We start from the raw sequence: 17,685 nt of genomic DNA, 5'->3' as shown, positions 1-17,685 counted from the left end.
TCGCGCGGCGAGCGCAATTCCAGGCCCATCATCCTGAGGCGCTCGCGCAGCGAGCCTCGAAGGATGCACGGCCCCGATAGAGCCGGGCCGTCGCCCTTCGAGGGCCGCTGAGAAGCGGCCACCTCAGGGTGACGGAGAGGGAGTGAGTGAGCGATGCCTCTCCACCGTCATTGCGAGCGCAGCGAAGCAATCCAGGCTGCCACCGCGGAAAGATACTGGATTGCTTCGCTGCGCTCGCAATGACGAGCAGACAGAGTCTTAGCCGAACCGATACTTGTACCGGTCCACCGTCAGCGCACTCACATCGACCTCCGGCTTCCTGCCCGACAGCATGTCCGCGAGCACGCGGCCGGAGCCGCAGGACATGGTCCAGCCGAGCGTGCCATGGCCGGTGTTGAGGTGGAGGTTGCCGTATTGCGTCGGGCCGATCACCGGCGGGCCGTCCGGCGTCATCGGACGCAGGCCGCTCCAGAACGTCGCCTTGGAGAGATCGCCGCCGCGCGGGAACAGATCGGTCAGCGAGTGATCGAGCGTGGCGCGGCGGGCGTCGTAGAGCTGGCTCGAATAGCCGGATATCTCGGCAGTGCCGCCGACGCGGATGCGATTGCCGAGGCGGGTGATCGCGACCTTGTAGCTCTCGTCCATCACGGTCGATTCCGGCGCGCCGGCAGCGTCCTTGATCGGCACCGTGATCGAATAGCCCTTCACCGGATAGACCGGCAATGAGATGCCGAGCGGTGCAACGAGCCGCGACGACCAGCTTCCGAGCGCGAGAACGTAGGCATCGGCCTGCAACGTGCCCGCACTGGTCACGACACCACTGACGCGCGCGCCATCCGTGACAATGCGATCGATGCCGGTGTTGAACATGAAGCGAACGCCGAGCGCTTCGGCATGCCTGGCCAGCGCCTGCGTGAACATGTGGCAGTCACCGGTCTCGTCCTGCGGCAGGCGAAGCCCGCCGGCGAACTTCTCCTTCACGGCGGCGAGCGCCGGCTCGACCGCGATGCAGCCTTCCCGGCTCAGCACCTCGAATGGAACGCCATACTGCTTGAGCACGGCGATGTCCTCACCAGTGCCATCGAGCTGCGCCTGGTAGCGGAACAGCTGCAGCGTGCCCTGCGAACGCTCGTCATACTGGATGCCGATGTCGCGGCGCAGGTCGCGCAGGCAATCGCGGCTGTATTCCGCGATCGGGATCATCCGGCTCTTGTTGACCGCGTAACGCGCGCTGGTGCAGTTGCGCAGCATCTTGGAGAGCCAGACCCACATCACGGGGTCGAGCTTCGGCCGGATCACCAGCGGGCCGTGCTTCATCAGCAGCCATTTGATCGCCTTCACCGGCACCCCGGGGCCGGCCCAGGGCGACGAATAGCCGGGCGACACCTCGCCCGCGTTGGCGAAAGAGGTCTCCAGCGCCGGCTCGGGCTGACGGTCGACGACCGTCACCTCATGTCCGGCACGCGCAAGGTAGTAGGCAGAGGTGACACCGATGACACCGCTGCCGAGGATCAGAACTTTCACGCTTCGTCAAACTCCCGCGGCATCACGCTCGCCGCTGCAAGAACAAACTCCGCAACGGCGAGAGCAATTATCAGGCCACCCGCTTGATGGCGTCGCCGAGGATCGAGACCATATCGTCGATATGGCTCTTCTCGACGATGAGCGGGGGCGACAGCGCAAAGGAGTCGCCGCTCATGCGGAAGTACAGACCGCGATTGAAGCAATCGACCATGACGTCGTAACCACGCGCGCCGACCGCACCGTCACGCGACGACAGCTCTACCGCGCCCATCAGGCCGCAATTGCGGATGTCGACGACGTTCGGCAGACCCTTCAGCGAATGCAGCGCATCGCCCCAGTATTCGGCAATCGACGCACCGCGCGTGAGCAGGCCCTCGTCCTTGTAGATGTCGAGCGTCGCGATGCCGGCGGCGCAGGCCGTCGGATGCGCCGAATAGGTGTAGCCGTGGAACAGCTCCATCTGGTTCTCCGGGCCGACCATCAGGCCGTCGTGAACCTTGCGGCTCGCGAACACCGCGCCGCAGGGAATGGTGCCGTTGGTGATGCCCTTGGCCGTCGTCATCAGGTCCGGCGTAACGCCGAAGAAGTCGGCGGCGAACGGCGTGCCGAGGCGGCCGAAGCCGGTGATGACCTCGTCGAAGATGAGGAGAATGCCGTGCTTGTCGCAGATCTCGCGCAGACGCTTGAGATAGCCCTTCGGCGGCGGCAGCACGGCGGTCGAGCCCGGCACCGGCTCGACGATAACGGCCGCGATCGTCTCGGCGCCGTGCAGGCCGACCAGACGCTCGAGATCGTCGGCGAGCTCGGCGCCATGCTCAGGCTGGTCCTTGGCGAAGGCGTTGCGGGTGAGATCGTGGGTGTGGCGGATGTGGTCGACGCCCGGAAGATGGGTCGCGAAGGCGCGGCGATTGGCGACCATGCCGCCGACCGACATGCCGCCGAAGCCGACGCCGTGATAGCCGCGCTCGCGGCCGATCAGGCGAGTGCGGCTCGCCTGGCCGTTGGCGCGGTGATAGGCGAGTGCGATCTTCAGCGCAGTGTCGACCGACTCGGAGCCGGAATTGGTGAAGAAAATGCGGTCGAGGCCCTTCGGCGCGATCTCGGCGAGACGCTCGGCGAAGTCGAATGCGAGCGGGTGGCCCATCTGGAACGACGGCGCGAAGTCCAGCGTCATCAGCTGGCGCTCGACCGCCGCGGCGATCTGCTTGCGGCCGTGGCCGGCATTGACGCACCAGAGGCCGGCGGAGCCGTCGATCACCTTGCGGCCGTCGACGGTGGTGTAGTGCATGCCCTCGGCCGAGGAGAACAGGCGCGGCGCCTTCTTGAACTGACGGTTGGCCGTGAACGGCATCCAGAACGAGTCGGTCTTGATAGTGTTCGGAATCTGATGAAGGGTCACGGGCCACGCTCCTTTGCTGACCGGATAGCAGAGGCACGGCTTCGGAAGCGCAACAAGTCCTTTTCTGGTCACCTGCAAGCCATTGATTTCACTGGGGCTGCCGGTCCATATTTGCGCGATCCGCAACACCTGCAACAGGGACCAGGGGCATGAGCGTCGACATCGGTGGACGGCTGCGATTCATCCGGGCGCACCACAAGCTGTCGCAGCGCGAGCTCGCCAAGCGCGCCGGGGTCACCAATTCGACGATCTCGCTGATCGAATCCAACCAGATGAACCCGTCGGTCGGCGCACTCAAGCGCATCCTCGACGGCATCCCGATGGGGCTCGCCGAGTTTTTCGCGCTGGAGCCGGAGTCGCGGCGCAAGATCTTCTACCGTGCGGAGGAGCTGACCGAGGTCGGCAAGAAGCCGATCTCGTATCGCCAGATCGGCGACAATCTGTTCGGCCGCAGCCTGCAGATTTTGAAAGAGCGCTACGAGCCCGGCAGCGACACCGGACGCGTTCACCTCGTCCATGACGGCGAGGAAGGTGGCATCGTGATCTCGGGGAAGCTCGAAGTCACCGTCGAAGACGAGCGCCGCATCCTCAATCCGGGCGACGCCTATTATTTCGAGAGCCGTCGCCCGCATCGCTTCCGCTGCGTCGGCGGCAAGCCGTGCGAAGTGATCTCGGCGTGCACGCCGCCGACGTTTTGAGGCGCATCGACATTATCCGGAATCTTACGGAGTGCCCCGGTATCTTACGGATCTTGAGACATCTCAATCTCCGCGCGTCGACCCTCTATATGTTGCGAACCCAAGCCGAGAGACATTCCGGCGCCGCTTCATAACTGGGCTCGAAGATGAAGATCACGCTCGCCAATGCAGAGGCTGCGCTCGATGAGGTGCAGCGCGACACCGACAAGCTCCATTCGCAGGAGCTGCGTAAGGCTATTGCCGACTACATCGAGACGCAGCGAGAAGCGCTGAAGGCGCTCCGCAAGAAACTGCATTAGCAGGACGCGGCGGAACGAGAAGATCTCGTCCCGCCTTTTTGCCTCAACGCTGCGTCAGCAACTCCTCGATCTTGATCGGAAAGCGGCGGACACGCACGCCGGTCGCATGCCACACCGCGTTGGCGACCGCGCCGGCGCTGCCGGTGATGCCGATCTCCCCGACGCCCTTGATGCCGAGCGCATTCACATGCGGATCGTGCTCCTCGACCGTGATCACGTCGAGCGGCGGCACGTCGGCATTCACCGGGATATGGTACTCGCCGAGATTGGCATTCATGATCCGCCCGCTGCGACGATCGGTGATGGCTTCCTCGTGCAGTGCGAACGACATGCCCCAGATCATGCCGCCGAACAGCTGGCTCTTCACCAGATGCGGATTGACGATGCGCCCCGCAGCGAACGCGCCGACCATGCGGGTGACGCGGACCTGGCCGAGCTCGGGATCGACCTTCACCTCCGCGAACACCGCGCCATGGGCGTGCATCGCATACTCCTCCATCGCCGCAGGATTTGGCGCACCGGTGCCGCGGGCCTCGATCTCGGCAACGCCCGCACGGGCGAGGATCTCGACGTAGCTCTCGCCGCGGCTCTCGTCGTCGCGCCGGATCAGCCTGCCGTCGCGCGCGATCACGCCGGCATTGCCGGCACCGAACAGCGGCGAGCGCTCGTCACTGGTGGCGAGATCGGCGAGCTTTGCGACCACGGCCGCACCGGCGCTATGGATCGCAGCACCCGCGGTCGCGGTGTGCGCCGAACCACCGGCAATGCCGGCGTCGGGCAAGTCGGATGAACCAGCCTTGAACTCGACGCGGTCGATATCGAGGCCAAGTTCGTCGGCCGCGATCTGGGCGAGCGCCGTCCAGGCGCCCTGCCCCATGTCATGCGCGCCGATCTCCATCGCGCCGCTGCCGTCGCGGCGGAGCACCGCGCGCGCTTCGGCCTGGAACATCAGCGCCGGGAAGGTCGCCGTGCCCATGCCCCAGCCGACGAGAAGGCCGGCATCATCACGCATCTGCCGGGGCTGGAGCGAACGCTTCGACCAGCCGAAGCGCGCCGCGCCGTGCTCGTAGCAGGCACGCAGCGCCTTCGACGAGAACGGCTTTCCCGTGATGGGTTCGACCTCGGCGTAGTTCTTCAGGCGGAAAGCCAGCGGATCGATGCCGCAGGCCCAGGCCATCTCGTCGATCGCGCTTTCGAGCGCGATCGAGCCGGTGGCCTCGCCGGGCGCACGCATGAACAGCGGCGTCCCGGTGTTGACGCGCACGGCGTCATGCGAGGTGCGAATCGCCGGACTGGTGTAGAGCGTGTGCGAGGCATCCGCGGCCGGCTCGTAGAAATCGTCAAACGTGCTCGACACGGTTCTGGCGTGATGATCGAGCGCGGTCAGGCGCCCTTCGCCGTCCGTGCCGATGCGCAGCCGCTGACGCGTCGGTGCACGGTGACCGACCGGGCCGTACATCTGCTCACGGCGCAGTACCAGCTTGACCGGCTTGCCGACCAGCTTTGCCGCCATGATGCCGAGGACCGGCGGACCAGCCATCAGCCCCTTCGAGCCAAAGCCACCGCCGAGGAAAGGGCTGCGGATGTGGATCTTGTCGTGCGCGATCCCGAACAACTCGGCAACGCGCGCAAGCGACAGCATGAGACCTTGGGTCGGCATATCGATCTGCAGACTGTCGCCATTCCATGCGGCCACGATCGCGTGCGGCTCCATCGCGTTGTGATATTGCGGCGGCGTTTCGTAAACCGCGTCGATCTGCTTCTCGGCCGAGGCAAGGCCGGCCTCGACATCGCCGAGGTGATTTTCGGTGGGGTTGCCGACGCCCACGACCGGCGGCACATAACTCTCGCCGGCATCGAGGCCGACCAGCGCAGGCAGCGTCTCGTAGCGCGGCGCCAGTAGCGCCGCGCCTTCCGTCGCCGCCTCCAGCGTCTCGGCGATCACGACGGCGATGGGCTGGTTGGCGTAGCGGACCTCGTCGCTTTGCAACACCTCCATCCGGAACACGAACGGATTGGTCTTGATCTCCGGATCGATTGCGAGCTGCGGCTTGTGGTCAGGCGTCATCACATCGACGACGCCGGGATGGCGTTTTGCGGCGGCGACATCGAGCGAGGTGACGCGGCCATGCGCGATGCTGGCGACCGCCATCACGGCAAACAGCATGCCGGGCGGATGGTTGTCGGCGGCATAGGTCGCCTGCCCCTTGACCTTGAGGACGCCGTCGCGCCGGGTCAGGGGCTGACCGATGTTCGAGCCGTGGCGCAGATGGGCGGGAGAGCTGGATAGATTAAGCTCAGGCATGGATGGCTCCGGACGTCGAGGCAAAGGGAGAGGCCGGCAGCGCGGGAATACGCGCGGGCGTACCGGCAGCGGCAAGGGTCAGCGCGCGCACGACGATGCGGCGTGCGAGCTCGATCTTGAAGGCGTTGTCGCCGGACGGCTTTGCGTCGGTAAGCGCGCGCCAGGCGGCTTCCTGAAAAGCGTCGCTCGTCGGCGCGACGCCCTTGAGCACATCTTCCGCGGCGCGGGCACGCCAGGGCTTTGCGGCGACGCCGCCGAGCGTCAGCCGCGCCTCCGCGATCTTGCCGTTCTCGATCCGCAACGCAGCCGCGGTCGAGACCACGGCGAACGCGTAAGACGTGCGCTCGCGAACTTTCAGATAGCGCGCATGTGCGGCAAAGCTGCGTGCGGCAGGCGGCAGGCGCACCGCGACGATGAGGTCGCCGGGCTCGAGCGCCGATTCACGCTCGGGCGTATGGCCCGGCAGGCGATGCAGCGCGTCGAGCGCGATCTCGCGGCGGCCGTTCCTGCCCTCGATCTCGACGACGGCATCAAGCGCGACCAGAGGCACGCAGAAGTCCGACGGATGCGTAGCGATACAGCTTTCGCTCCAGCCGAGCACGGCATGGGTGCGGTTCTCGCCCTCACGGGCGTCGCAGCCCGAGCCTGCCTCGCGCTTGTTGCAGTGGCTGGCGGTGTCGTAGAAATAAGCGCAGCGCGTCCGTTGCAGCAAATTGCCGCCGACGGTCGCGGCATTGCGCAGTTGCGCGGACGCACCGGACAGCAGCGCTTCAGCGACGGCCGGGTAGGATTTCGCGAAGTTTGCGTCATGCGCGAGATCGGCGTTGCCCACCAGCGCGCCGATGCGCAACGATCCGTCAGCGAGAGTCTCGATCTGATCGAGCCCATCGAGATGCGTGACATCGACCAGACGATCCGGCCGGCTGACGCCGCCCTTCATCAGATCGAGCAGATTGGTGCCGGCGGCGAGATAAACAGCGCCCGGCTGAGCGGCCGCCGCAACGGCCTCGGCCACTGTGGCCGGCCTGATATAATCGAACGGTTTCATGCGGAGCGCCTCTGATTGGATTCGTCCGTGCCGGCCTGGGCTTCCAGCACGGCATCGACGATGCCGGCATAAGCGCCGCAGCGGCAGAGATTGCCGCTCATGCATTCGCGGATGCGCTCGGGATCGTTGCCGGCCTGCGCCTCTTGCATCATGCCGATCGCGCTCATGATCTGGCCGGGCGTGCAGAAGCCGCACTGGAATCCGTCATGGGCGATGAAGGCCGCCTGCACGGGATGAAGCTGGTCGCCGCGCGCCACGCCTTCGATGGTGAGGATGTCGGCGCCATCATGGCTGATGGCGAGCGCGAGACAGGAGTTGATGCGCTTGCCGTCGACGAGAATGGTGCAGGCGCCGCACTGGCCGCGATCGCATCCCTTCTTGGTTCCGGTCAGATGGAGGCGCTCACGCAGGAGATCGAGCAGCGTGACGCGCGGATCGTCGAGGACGAAGTCGCGCCGCGCACCGTTCACGGTGAGGCTGATGGAGTGGTTCATACAAGGCTCCGATCAGATATGGACATGAGTCATCGCTCAGCGCGCCACCTCCGTGGCCGCTGTCGATATGCGTTGGCCAGGCGGAACCCGGCCAACATCTGGAGGAAGATACGGAGGCACCCTCCGCTTAACAAGGGCCGCCCGAAAATATTTGGAATTCGTCGAAAGCCCGTGCGCATACAACGCGATGCAGCCTTGCTAGGGTTCAATCTAACCAATTCGTGATCTACATTGCCGCCATGGACGACCAGACCGACCAGATTCGGAAGCCCCGCGCCGATGCCGTGCGCAATCGCGAGCGCGTGCTCGAGGCGGCGAAAATCGTGTTCAACGCGGGCGGTCCCGAGGCAAGCCTGGAAGCCGTCGCCAAACGCGCCGGGGTCGGCATCGGCACGCTCTATCGGCATTTTCCAACTCGCGAGGATTTGTTCGAGGCGGTGTACCGGCGCGAGGTCGAGCAGCTCAGCGAGCTCGCCGAGCAATTGAAGAATGCCAAGGATCCAGTCGACGCGCTGCGGCGCTGGCTGCGCTCCAACGTCGAATTCGTTGCCACAAAAAAGGGCATGTCGGCCGCGCTGGCGCTGACGTTCCAGAGCTCATCGGAACTCGCGGCATTCTCGATGGACCGGCTGACCAAGGCGATCGGCTCGCTGCTCGACCGCGCGGTCGCGGCCGGCCAGATGCGCGGCGATGTCAGCCCGGAGGATCTGCTCAGGGCACTCGTCGGCATGTGCTACATGCACGACCAGCCCGGCTGGCAATCCTCGGTGCTGCGCATGCTCGACGTGTTCGTCGACGGGCTGCGGGTGCAGCCGGCCGGCAAGTCCGGCACCAAGGCCAAGGCGCGCGCCGCCAAGCCCGCAAAGCCGGCGGTGAAACGGAAGCGATAGCGCGCCGTATCTCCCTGAGGGCGTGCTAGGATCAGCATCGCCGGGATTTCAACGCGGAGCCTGTCATGCGCATGCCCTTATGATTACCCTTGGTGCCGCTCCAGCATGCGCCGCCGACGTTACTGCGGCACAGGGCGTCATCCGTGCCCAGGAGCAGGCCTTTGCGCGCGACGACGCTGCGGCGGCCTATTCCCACGCAGCGCCGGCGATCAGGGAAATCTTCCCCGCTCCCGATATCTTCATGTCCATGGTGCAAAACGGCTACGCGCCGGTCTACCGGCACAAGAGTTTTGAATTTGGCGAGAGCAGGAGCGAAGGCAACTGGATCTCCCAGCACGTCCACATCATCGACGCCAATGGCGAAGCCTGGGAGGCGCTGTACACGCTCGAGCAGCAGGCCGACGGCAGCTACAAGATCACCGGTTGCTCGCTGCTGAAGGTGGGACGAGAAGTCTAGGTCGCAAAACCCGGTCCCGTCTTGACCGCGTTCATTCGCGACCGGATCAGCAGCGTCAAGACGATGCCGACATTGAGGGCATTCCACGCCACGCCGTTCGCGAACGCCGCAGCGTAGGAGCCCGTCGCGTCGAAGATGACGCCCGACACCCAGCCGCCGAAGGACATGCCGAACACCGAGGCAAAGATCACGATGCCGACGCGGGTTGCGGCCTCGCTCGCCGGCATCGCCTCGCGCACGATGATGGCGTAGCTCGGCACGATGCCGCCCTGGAACAGGCCGAACATCGCGGAGATCAGATAGAGCGAAGTCAGGCTGTCGAAGAACAGATAGAACACCAGTGCAAAGCCCTGCGCCAGCGATCCGACCAGCAGCGTGCGGATGCCGCCGATCTTGTCGGCAAGGTAACCCGAGCCGATGCGGCTGACGATGCCGCAGGCCATCATCAGCGACAGCATCTCGGCGCCGCGCGCCACGCCGTAACCGAGATCGCCGCAATAGGCGACGATGTGCACCTGCGGCATCGCCATGGCGACGCAGCAGGAGATGCTGGCGATCGAGAGCAGCACGGTCAGCGTATTGGTCGAAAGCTTGAGATCGACCTGCGGCGGCCGCGCATTGGCGTGATTGCGGACCTTGTCGTCGCCCATCTGTGCGCGCAGGACCAGCACCAGGATCGTCATCAAGACCACGCAAACGAGGGCGATGCCGATATGCGTGGTGCGCCAGCCGATCGTCTGCATGCCCTCGCTGATGAGCGGCGGCCACATCGTGCCCGCGACGTAATTGCCGCTCGCGACGATGGTCACGGCAAGTCCGCGATAGCGCTCGAACCAGTGCGAGGCCTCCGCCATTAGAGGCGCGAAGGTCGCCGAGGTGCCGAGCCCGATCAGGAAATAGGCCGCGACGAACTGCCAGAGCTGGGTCGAGAGCCCCGCCAGCACATTGGCAACGCCGATGAAAGCGATGCTGATCGCCATCGCCGGCACGATGCCGAACTTGTCGGTGATCTTGCCGGCGATCACGCCGCCGAGGCCGAAACCGAACATCATCAGTGTGAAGGCCAGCGACACCGCAGCACGCGTGGCGGCGAACTCGGTCTGCACGACGGGAATCACCACGACGACCGCCCACATGCCGACGCCACCGACCGAACCGATCAGCAGCGCGAGCAACAGCCGCACCCAAGCCTGACGCGAATCAGGGGTGAATGAGGCCGGTCTCTGTCCTGGAAGATTTGGCGCGTGCACGGGCCGGACCATGTTCGCTGATCGCCGCGCGGTCAAGCAACGTGCCGCGATATTGGGCATGCGCGGTGCACTGCGGTAAGAAGATGCTTGGCGAAGCCGCGCTTTGCCATTAGTTTGCAATCTGCGTGTGCAAGATTGCCGCGCGAGGAGCCTGTCGGCGGAATGCTGTTGCGATTGACGCGATCGATGCGGATCAGGGTGGGGCGGATCATCGCCCTCGCCTATCTGTTCTGCGTGCTCGCGCCGGCAGCAGCCCTCGCCTGGGGCAGCGGCCCGGCGCCGTGCCTCGACGACGCACTCCTCGCCGATCTTGTGCCGGTGCATCACCAGATGCAGGCCGGCCACGTGCATGACGGTGTGTCGCATGACCACGCAGGCATGCACGCGCATCACCAGGCTGCCGCACAGGACGCGCCCGTCCAACATCACCATGACGGCAAGGCTGGCCCATGCTGCGCGATGATGTGCGTGAGCGCCCTGCCGGCCGACCTGCCCGGCGTCGCCAAGCCGCTGCAGCCGGTCTCCGCCTGCGCGCCCGAGATCGTGGCCAGCCTGCACAGCGCGGCGCCGCCCCAGCTCTACCGCCCTCCCATCGCCTGATCTGACGCGACGACGTCAGGGCCGCACGCGCATCTGCGCGCGCGAACCTGTGGTCTCTACGACAGATCAGGGATGACTCATGCTTACGCTTTCCGGGGCGAAGTTCGCCGCCGCATCCGCGGCGCGTGGACGACACGTTCGATTCAATTGGCCGCTGCTGGCCGCAACCGCGTTGATATTGTCCGGCTGCATGCCGGCAACTGTGCCCGTGGCCGGCGCCGATCCTGCCGATCCTGCGGCGAAGGTCGCGCGCGTCGGCTATCGCTCGACGATTACGCCCTACACCAGCCTGCGGCCTGCGACGCCGGGGCCATGGCGCGACCGCAACGACGCTGTCGCACCGCAGCCGAAGCAAGACCGGTAGGGGCGCGCCATGACGCATCATTTTGCGCGGGGCCTGCTGGTGCTCACTGCGCTGGGACTCTCCGGCTGCATGGCATTCTCGCCGGACGGAGGCATGACGACGGTCTCGGACCTCACCAGCCAGACCATCAACAAGGACGTCGCCTTCGTGCGAACGGCCGAAGGTGCGGAGGCCGTCAACGCGACCGTCCGCCGCTTGCTGGCACGCACGCTGACCACCGAGACGGCCGTGCAGATCGCGCTGCTCAACAACAAGGGACTGCAAGCGACCTATAACGAGCTGGCGCTGGCCGAGACCGAACTCGTCGAGCAGAGCCTGCCGCCCAATCCCGTGTTCTCGATCTCGCGAATCTCAGGCAATGGCGCCAGCGAGATAGAGCGTCAGGTGGTTGGCGACATCCTCGCGCTGGCCGCCCTGCCGTTCCGCTCCGAGATCGCCCGCGACCGTTTCCGTCAGGCGCAATTGCGCGCGGCGTTGGCGACGCTGCGGCTGGCCGCCGATGTCCGGCGCGCCTATGTCCGCGCAGTCGCCGGCAACGAAATGGTGGTGCTGCTCACCGACGCGAAGGCGACGGCGGAATCGACTGCACAGCTCGCGGTCAAACTCGGCGAGACCGGCTCGATCAACAAGCTCGATCAGGCCCGCGAACAAGTGTTTTATGCCGAGACCACGGCCGACCTCGCCACCGCGCGGCAGGCGGCAACGAGCGCGCGCGAAAGGCTCGCGCGCCTGATGGGGCTGTGGGACGGCGGCCTCGACTTCCGTCTGCCCGATCAACTGCCACCGCTGCCGCGCCGGCCGCAGGCTCTGCCCTCGATCGAAGCCGATGCGGTTGCCCATCGCATCGATCTTCAGATCGCGCGGCTGGAGCTGACGGCGCTGGCAAAGTCACTCAACCTCACCGAGGCGACGCGCTTTGTCACGCTGCTCGACCTCGCCGGCATCTCTCGCCGCACCCAGGATCCCGAGGGCCCGCCGTTCCGCGAACGCGGTTTTGACGTGCAGTTCCAGATCCCGATCTTCGACGGCGGCGAGGTGCGCGTGCGGCAAGCGGCGGAGACCTACAATCTCGCCTTCAACCGCCTGACCGAGCGCGCCGTGAACGTTCGCTCCGAAGCGCGCGACGCTTATCGCGCCTATCGCTCGACCTACGACATCGCCAGCCACTATCAGCGCGAGATCCTGCCCCTGCGCAAGATCATCACCGAGGAGATGCAGCTGCGCTTCTCCAGCATGCAGGTCGATATTTTCGCGCTGCTCACCGAAGCGCGGCAGCGCCTGGCGTCGCTGCGCGGCGCGATCGATGCCAAGCAAAAACTCTTCCTCGCCCAGTCCGACCTCCAGACTGCCGTCAACGGCGGCGGCGCACCTGCGTCGGGCGGCGACACTTCAACCACCATCGCCGCGGCAGCGCCTGCCGATGGCGGTCACTGAGATGGAGGCCAACATGTATTCCCGCCGAGGATTTTTGGGCACCGCCGCGCTTGCCAGCGCGTCAGCCGTCAGCGGCCGTGTGCAGGCCGCGTCCATTCCGGAAGCGCCTCACATGGACAAGGTGGTGATGCAGCCGCCGCTGCATCCGATCAGCGGCCCGGACTACCGCCCCGTGGTCACGCTGAACGGCTGGTCACTGCCGTTCCGCATGAACGGCGACTGGAAGGAATTCCATCTCGTCGCCGAACCCGTGGTGCGCGAGTTCGCCGAAGGCATGAAAGTGAATCTGTGGGGCTATAACGGCCAGTCACCGGGCCCGACCATCGAGGCGGTCGAAGGCGACAAGATTCGTGTCTTCGTCACCAACAGACTGCCCGAATACACCACCGTGCACTGGCACGGCATGATCATTCCCAGCGGCATGGACGGTGTCGGCGGACTGACGCAGCCGCACATCCAGCCGGGAAAAACCTTCGTCTACGAGTTCGAGATGAAGAAGAGCGGGACCTTCATGTACCACCCGCATTCCGACGAGATGGTGCAGATGGCGATGGGCATGATGGGCATGGTGGTCGTGCATCCGCGCGATCAAAGCTTCCGGCCTGTCGACCGCGACTTCGTCTTCGTGATGAGCACCTATCGCGTCGATCCCGGCACATACCTGCCGCAGGTCAACGAGATGACCGACTTCAACATGTGGACCTGGAATTCGCGGGTGTTTCCCGGCATCGATCCCTTGCCGGTGCGGCTCGGCGACAAGGTGCGCGTGCGCATCGGCAATCTCAGCATGACCAACCATCCGATTCATCTGCACGGCCACAGCTTTGCGGTGACCTGCACCGATGGCGGCTGGATTCCGGAGAGCGCGCAATATCCGGAGACGACCACCGACGTGCCGGTCGGCGCGGTGCGCGTGTTCGACGTGCTCGCCGACAATCCCGGCGACTGGGCGTTCCATTGCCACAAGTCGCACCACACCATGAACGCGATGGGGCACGAGGTGCGCAATCTGATCGGCGTGTCGCGCAAGGACCTCGCCAAGGCCGTCGGCAAGCTCGCACCTGACAGCATGGCGATGGGCTCGACCGGCATGGCCATGGGCAACATGGAGATGCCCGCGCCCGACAACACGCTGCCGATGATGACCGGCACCGGTCAGTTCGGCCCGATCGAGATGGGCGGCATGTTCACGGTGATGAAGATCCGCGAGGACCTCGCGCGCGACGATTACCGCAATCCCGGCCCCTACCAATTCCCGCAAGGCACCGTTGCCTACGAGGTCACGCCACCGGCCGCCGAGCCGGCGCGGCAGCAAGGCGCGCCGATGAAGAACATGAAGATGTGAGCGTTTCGATGAACCACCACCAACTGGAGAACAAGATGAAGAAGACGATCAAACTCGGACTTGCGCTGGCCGCGCTTTCGACTGCGCCGGCATTTGCCCACGACCAGCACGGGCATGGGACCTTTTCGGCCGGCGAGCCCGGCGATCCCAGGAAGCCCGCGCGCACGATCGAGGTCCTGCTGAACGAGATGGACTACGCGCCCGCCAGGATCGAGGTCAAACGCGGCGAGCAGATTCGTTTCGTGCTGCGCAATGTCGGCAAGGAGGACCACGAATTCCTGCTCGCCACCACGAAGGAGAATCTCGCGCATGCCGTGGAGATGAAGAAGCATCCGCATATGGAGCACGACGATCCCAATGGCGTCAGGCTCGCACCGAACAAGACGGCCGAGATCCTCTGGAAGTTCAGCAAGGCCGGCACGTTCGAATTCTCCTGCCTGATTCCCGACCATCGCGACTACGGCATGGTCGGCCACGTCACCGTGAAGTAACGAGGAAGACGCCCATGAACCGCACCATCCGTATCGCCGCAGCGCTGGCGCTGACCGTCGGTCTTGCCGCGGAGGCCTTCGCAGCCCAGGGCGCCGCGATCAGCGGCGAGGTCAAGAAGATCGACGAGGGCGCCGGCAAGATCACAAGCACGGACCGGCGAAAAGCCTCGGCATGGATGAACCCATGACCATGGTCTATCGCGTCAAGGACCCCGCTTTGCTCAAGCAGGTGAAGGTCGGCGACAAGGTGACCTTCGAGGCCGAGGAGGCGGCTTCGGGGTATACGGTGACGACGATGCAGAAGGCGAAGTAGGGCTACGTCCTCCGCAGCTGATTTTGGCGCCAAACGCTTCCACAGCGTCATGGCCGGGCCCGTCCCGGCCATCCACGCCTTCGGCCGCGCAGGCGGGACAAGCCCGGGCATGACGACTTCGTCCCTGCCAGGTGCCCGAAACACCCCAGTCTGACCTCCTGCCGCACCCTCCGTTAACCCTTTGCTAACCATACACCCGGCAAGAATTGCCGGGTGAAGTCGAGTGTCGTCAGCCGCGTAGAACGGGAGGTCCCCCGTGGACGCCAGTGCGGTGCCTCACTTTCGAAACGGCGGCCCTTCGGCCGCCGCGCAGACATTTGGGGCGCGCGGACGGCAGTCGCGCGGGGGAGCAGCTACCATGGTCGACGTCACCGCGGGACAGGGCGTAGGCAGCACGAACGCCGGCTTCCCGACCCTCACCGAGATCGGCAACATCCTCAAGCGCGGCGATATCGCGCTGGCACTCGGCGTCCTCACCATCCTGGTAGTGCTGATCCTGCCGCTGCCCGCGATCGTGCTGGACCTGTTCCTAGCGATCTCGATCACGCTCTCGATCCTGATCCTGATGACGTCGCTGTTCATCCAGGCGCCGCTGGAATTCTCCGCCTTCCCGACCGTCCTCCTGATCTCGACCATGCTGCGCCTGTCGCTGAACATGGCCTCGACCCGCCTGATCCTGTCGCACGGGCACGAGGGCACGGATGCCGCCGGTCACGTCATCGAAGCCTTCGGCAGCTTCGTGATGGGCGGCAATTTCGTCATCGGTATCATCGTCTTCGCCATCCTGATCATCGTCAACTTCGTCGTCATCACCAAGGGTTCGGGCCGTATCGCCGAAGTCGCCGCCCGCTTCCACCTCGACGCCATGCCCGGCAAGCAGATGGCGATCGACGCCGATCTCTCCGCCGGCCTGATCGACGAGAAGGTCGCCAAGCAGCGGCGCAAGGACCTCGAGGACGAGAGCGGCTTCTTCGGCGCCATGGACGGTGCCTCCAAATTCGTCCGCGGCGATGCCATCGCGGGCCTTTTGATCGTCTTCATCAACATCGTCGGCGGCATGATCATCGGTGTCGCGCAGCAGGGCCTCTCCTTCGCCGACGCCGGGCGCAGCTACACGCTGCTGACCGTCGGTGACGGCCTCGTCACCCAGGTGCCGGCGCTGATCGTTTCGACCGCGGCCGGCCTGCTCGTCTCCAAGGCCGGCGTGTCCGGCGCCGCCGACAAGGCGCTGATGAAACAGTTCTCCGGCTATCCGCAGGCGCTGGCGATGTCCGCGGCGGTCATGCTGGTGCTGGCGGCGCTGCCGGGTATCCCGACCATCCCCTTCCTGGCGCTCGGCGGCGGCGCCGGTGCGCTCGCCTGGCACGCCCGCAACCGCAACCGGGCGACTGCCAGGGCTGACGAAGTTGCAAAGACCGCACCCGCTCCGGGAACGCCGGGTTCACCTGGCGCCGCTGCGGCCGAAGAGCCGATCTCCGCCGCGCTCAAGATCGACGATCTCAAGATCGAGCTCGGCTATGCGCTACTGCCGCTCGTCAACGGCCCTGATGGCACCGACCGCCTCACCGAGCAGATCAAGGCGCTGCGCCGCTCGCTCGCGATCGAGATGGGCTTTGTGATGCCCGCCGTGCGCATCCTCGATAACGTCCAGCTCGAAGCCAACACCTACATCATCAAGATCAAGGAAGTGGACGCCGGCACCGGCAAGATCTGGCCGAACCAGTTCATGGTCATGGACCCCGGCGGCAGCCAGGTGCAGGTGCCCGGCATCCACACCACCGAGCCGACCTTCGGCCTGCCCGCAACCTGGGTCGATGCCAGCCTCAAGGAAGAAGCCTCGCTCAAGGGCTACACCGTCGTCGACGCCGCGACCGTGCTCTCGACCCACCTCACCGAGCTGCTCAAGGCCAACATGTCGGACCTGCTCTCCTACGGCGAGGTGCAGAAGCTGCTCAAGGAGCTGCCGAAGGAGCAGGGCGAGCTGGTCAAGGACATCGTGCCGGGCCAGGTCACGGTCTCCGGCATCCAGCGCGTGCTGCAGCTGCTGCTTGCCGAGCGCATCTCGATCCGCGACCTCTCGACCATCCTGGAAGGCATCGCCGACTCGCTCGCCTTCTCGCGCAATCCCGCGACCATGGTCGAGCATGTCCGCGCCCGCCTCGCGCGGCAGATCTGCGCGCAAAACACCTCCTACAGCGGTTATCTGCCGCTGATCGCGCTGTCGGCGCGGTGGGAACAGGCCTTCGCCGAATCCATCATCGGCCAGGGCGAGGAACGCAGCCTCGCGATGCAGCCCTCGAAGCTGTCGGAATTCATGACCGGCGTGCGCGAGGCCTTCGAGCGCGCCGCGCGCGAAGGCGAGGCGCCGGTGCTGGTCACGTCTGCGGCAATTCGTCCCTTCGTACGCTCCCTCGTCGAGCGGTTCCGGGCCCAGACGACGGTGCTGTCGCAGGCTGAAATCCACCCCAGGGCGAGATTGAAAACGGTCGGAAGCATCTGATTTGCCTTAAGAAGCCGTGTGTTTTTCGGCCACAGGCAAATGGTTTTTGAGTTCCCGGCGCCTTGTCGACCAAATGCAAACAAGGCGCCTCGCAAGCACATTACACCTTTGAAATAATTATATAATCGCACGATTGAGGGGTCGCTTTCGATCGCGATCTTTCACGTCCTGTCACGCTCTTGTGATCGCCCCTTGGGAACGAATCCCCCCAATACTAGGTTGTTGAGGACCGGAAGCATGAACCTCCCCCAACAGGGTAGCGACTACTTCGGGT

General features: G+C 65.3%; 16 protein-coding genes and 1 pseudogene. 11 read left to right on the top strand and 6 right to left on the bottom strand.

The window, feature by feature from the left end; genetic code table 11:
* Positions 1-258 precede the first annotated feature (258 nt).
* Both ABIA90_RS40810 and aptA read right to left on the bottom strand, forming a co-directional pair.
* Positions 259-1,524: a D-amino acid dehydrogenase gene (locus tag ABIA90_RS40810; protein WP_354121262.1), complete on the bottom strand. Its 1,266-nt coding sequence runs from the start codon at positions 1,522-1,524 to the stop codon at positions 259-261.
* Positions 1,525-1,594: 70 nt separating this feature from the next.
* Positions 1,595-2,923, bottom strand: a complete 1,329-nt coding sequence (gene aptA, locus ABIA90_RS40805) for an omega-aminotransferase AptA (RefSeq protein ID WP_063986675.1) — start codon at positions 2,921-2,923, stop codon at positions 1,595-1,597.
* Positions 2,924-3,072: 149 nt separating this feature from the next.
* On the opposite strand from aptA, the gene ABIA90_RS40800 reads away from it, so the two are divergent.
* Both ABIA90_RS40800 and ABIA90_RS40795 read left to right on the top strand, forming a co-directional pair.
* Positions 3,073-3,621 (top strand): cupin domain-containing protein, encoded by a 549-nt coding sequence (locus tag ABIA90_RS40800; RefSeq protein ID WP_014497670.1) that lies wholly within the window; start codon positions 3,073-3,075, stop codon positions 3,619-3,621.
* 146 nt (positions 3,622-3,767) lie between these two features.
* The gene (locus tag ABIA90_RS40795; protein WP_166082130.1) at positions 3,768-3,920 is read left to right on the top strand and encodes a hypothetical protein; all 153 of its coding nucleotides are present in this window, start codon (positions 3,768-3,770) and stop codon (positions 3,918-3,920) included.
* 43 nt (positions 3,921-3,963) lie between these two features.
* Here the strand turns inward: ABIA90_RS40795 and ABIA90_RS40790 are convergent, their stop codons facing one another.
* The 3 genes from ABIA90_RS40790 to ABIA90_RS40780 are packed head-to-tail and all read right to left on the bottom strand — an operon-like array spanning position 3,964 to position 7,767.
* On the bottom strand, positions 3,964-6,225 hold the full coding sequence (locus ABIA90_RS40790) for a xanthine dehydrogenase family protein molybdopterin-binding subunit (RefSeq protein WP_354121261.1): 2,262 nt from the start codon (positions 6,223-6,225) through the stop codon (positions 3,964-3,966).
* A complete protein-coding gene (locus ABIA90_RS40785; RefSeq protein ID WP_354121260.1) occupies positions 6,218-7,273 on the bottom strand; it encodes an FAD binding domain-containing protein in 1,056 nt (351 codons plus the stop codon). The genes ABIA90_RS40790 and ABIA90_RS40785 overlap by 8 nt, the downstream gene beginning before the upstream one ends.
* Positions 7,270-7,767, bottom strand: a complete 498-nt coding sequence (locus tag ABIA90_RS40780; protein WP_041955025.1) for a (2Fe-2S)-binding protein — start codon at positions 7,765-7,767, stop codon at positions 7,270-7,272. Before ABIA90_RS40780 ends, ABIA90_RS40785 begins: the two co-directional genes overlap by 4 nt.
* A 239-nt stretch (positions 7,768-8,006) precedes the next feature.
* Here ABIA90_RS40780 and ABIA90_RS40775 point away from each other — a divergent pair, with 239 nt between their 5' ends.
* Together ABIA90_RS40775 and ABIA90_RS40770 are read left to right on the top strand one after the other, a co-directional pair.
* Complete coding sequence (locus tag ABIA90_RS40775) at positions 8,007-8,657, top strand: TetR/AcrR family transcriptional regulator (protein WP_193560905.1); 651 nt, start codon at positions 8,007-8,009, stop codon at positions 8,655-8,657.
* Positions 8,658-8,736: 79 nt separating this feature from the next.
* Positions 8,737-9,114 carry a DUF4864 domain-containing protein gene (locus tag ABIA90_RS40770; RefSeq protein ID WP_354121259.1) on the top strand — a complete coding sequence of 126 codons (378 nt, stop codon included), beginning with the start codon at positions 8,737-8,739 and terminating at the stop codon, positions 9,112-9,114.
* Here ABIA90_RS40770 and ABIA90_RS40765 read toward each other — a convergent pair.
* Positions 9,111-10,376, bottom strand: a complete 1,266-nt coding sequence (locus tag ABIA90_RS40765; protein WP_354121258.1) for an MFS transporter — start codon at positions 10,374-10,376, stop codon at positions 9,111-9,113. The genes ABIA90_RS40770 and ABIA90_RS40765 overlap by 4 nt on opposite strands.
* Positions 10,377-10,526: 150 nt before the next feature.
* Between ABIA90_RS40765 and ABIA90_RS40760 the strand changes: the two genes are divergently transcribed.
* The 7 genes and pseudogenes from ABIA90_RS40760 (at position 10,527) to flhA (ending at position 17,411) form a co-directional block, all read left to right on the top strand.
* Entirely contained in the window at positions 10,527-10,964 is a 438-nt protein-coding gene (locus ABIA90_RS40760; RefSeq protein ID WP_354121257.1) for a hypothetical protein, read from the top strand.
* Positions 10,965-11,043: 79 nt separating this feature from the next.
* The gene (locus ABIA90_RS40755) at positions 11,044-11,328 is read left to right on the top strand and encodes a hypothetical protein (RefSeq protein WP_354121256.1); all 285 of its coding nucleotides are present in this window, start codon (positions 11,044-11,046) and stop codon (positions 11,326-11,328) included.
* A 9-nt stretch (positions 11,329-11,337) separates the two neighbouring features.
* Positions 11,338-12,762: a TolC family protein gene (locus ABIA90_RS40750; protein ID WP_354121255.1), complete on the top strand. Its 1,425-nt coding sequence runs from the start codon at positions 11,338-11,340 to the stop codon at positions 12,760-12,762.
* Between the two features lie 13 nt (positions 12,763-12,775).
* A complete protein-coding gene (locus ABIA90_RS40745; RefSeq protein WP_354121254.1) occupies positions 12,776-14,107 on the top strand; it encodes a copper oxidase in 1,332 nt (443 codons plus the stop codon).
* A gap of 35 nt (positions 14,108-14,142) precedes the next feature.
* Positions 14,143-14,598, top strand: coding sequence for a cupredoxin domain-containing protein (locus ABIA90_RS40740; RefSeq protein WP_354121253.1), 456 nt, complete (start codon positions 14,143-14,145; stop codon positions 14,596-14,598).
* A gap of 14 nt (positions 14,599-14,612) precedes the next feature.
* Positions 14,613-14,911: pseudogene (locus tag ABIA90_RS40735) on the top strand (copper-binding protein).
* 358 nt (positions 14,912-15,269) lie between these two features.
* Entirely contained in the window at positions 15,270-17,411 is a 2,142-nt protein-coding gene (gene flhA, locus ABIA90_RS40730; RefSeq protein ID WP_071916417.1) for a flagellar biosynthesis protein FlhA, read from the top strand.
* Positions 17,412-17,685 lie beyond the last annotated feature (274 nt).

It is taken from the genome of Bradyrhizobium sp. LA6.8 (genome assembly GCF_040547935.1).
Lineage (GTDB): Bacteria > Pseudomonadota > Alphaproteobacteria > Rhizobiales > Xanthobacteraceae > Bradyrhizobium > Bradyrhizobium barranii.
Note: the sequence above shows the minus strand (reverse complement) of the source record. Positions and strands in the feature narration are given on the sequence as shown.

Bases quoted from the DNA above. Each gene is read 5' to 3' on its own strand.
- ABIA90_RS40795 (WP_166082130.1), top strand. From the start codon at position 3,768: ATGAAGATCACGCTCGCCAATGCAGAGGCTGCGCTCGATGAGGTGCAG.
- ABIA90_RS40790 (WP_354121261.1), bottom strand. From the start codon at position 6,225: ATGCCTGAGCTTAATCTATCCAGCTCTCCCGCCCATCTGCGCCACGGC.
- ABIA90_RS40750 (WP_354121255.1), top strand. From the start codon at position 11,338: ATGACGCATCATTTTGCGCGGGGCCTGCTGGTGCTCACTGCGCTGGGA.
- ABIA90_RS40755 (WP_354121256.1), top strand. From the start codon at position 11,044: ATGCTTACGCTTTCCGGGGCGAAGTTCGCCGCCGCATCCGCGGCGCGT.
- ABIA90_RS40745 (WP_354121254.1), top strand. From the start codon at position 12,776: ATGTATTCCCGCCGAGGATTTTTGGGCACCGCCGCGCTTGCCAGCGCG.
- ABIA90_RS40785 (WP_354121260.1), bottom strand. From the start codon at position 7,273: ATGAAACCGTTCGATTATATCAGGCCGGCCACAGTGGCCGAGGCCGTT.
- ABIA90_RS40775 (WP_193560905.1), top strand. From the start codon at position 8,007: ATGGACGACCAGACCGACCAGATTCGGAAGCCCCGCGCCGATGCCGTG.
- ABIA90_RS40760 (WP_354121257.1), top strand. From the start codon at position 10,527: ATGCTGTTGCGATTGACGCGATCGATGCGGATCAGGGTGGGGCGGATC.
- ABIA90_RS40765 (WP_354121258.1), bottom strand. From the start codon at position 10,376: ATGGTCCGGCCCGTGCACGCGCCAAATCTTCCAGGACAGAGACCGGCC.
- ABIA90_RS40800 (WP_014497670.1), top strand. From the start codon at position 3,073: ATGAGCGTCGACATCGGTGGACGGCTGCGATTCATCCGGGCGCACCAC.
- ABIA90_RS40780 (WP_041955025.1), bottom strand. From the start codon at position 7,767: ATGAACCACTCCATCAGCCTCACCGTGAACGGTGCGCGGCGCGACTTC.
- ABIA90_RS40770 (WP_354121259.1), top strand. From the start codon at position 8,737: ATGATTACCCTTGGTGCCGCTCCAGCATGCGCCGCCGACGTTACTGCG.
- ABIA90_RS40740 (WP_354121253.1), top strand. From the start codon at position 14,143: ATGAAGAAGACGATCAAACTCGGACTTGCGCTGGCCGCGCTTTCGACT.
- flhA (WP_071916417.1), top strand. From the start codon at position 15,270: ATGGTCGACGTCACCGCGGGACAGGGCGTAGGCAGCACGAACGCCGGC.